The organism is Burkholderia sp. JPY481 (assembly GCF_038900515.1).
GTDB lineage: Bacteria > Pseudomonadota > Gammaproteobacteria > Burkholderiales > Burkholderiaceae > Paraburkholderia > Paraburkholderia youngii.
In genome coordinates this window covers 1-255 of record NZ_JAYMRT010000216.1, presented here as the reverse complement: position 1 = coordinate 255, position 255 = coordinate 1, and the positions used below count along the sequence as shown (strand labels likewise).

General features: G+C 64.7%; 1 protein-coding gene. It reads right to left on the bottom strand.

Annotated elements, in window-relative coordinates:
* Positions 1-223 (bottom strand): helix-turn-helix domain-containing protein (locus VSR82_RS40415; protein WP_498857977.1); only part of this gene is annotated, 223 nt, incomplete at its 3' end.
* Positions 224-255 lie beyond the last annotated feature (32 nt).

The following is a 255-nucleotide window of genomic DNA, read 5'->3' as shown; positions in this document are numbered from 1 at the left end:
CGACCGGCAGTTCCCGGTTACTGGGCAAGCCCCGTTTGGCCGACACCAGTCCCGCCGGCCCACAGGCCTCGTAACGCCGGCACAGCCGGCTGACCTGACGCGTACACAGATCCAGTCGCTCGGCCGCCTGAAAACAGTGCAGCCGGCCTTCAATGACCGCCTCGATGACCTTGACCCGTTCCAGTTCGCGCATGCTTGCCGTGATCAGTCCACGCCCGTTCATGATTCACCCCTGGTGACGCTTCGCGACAGCGT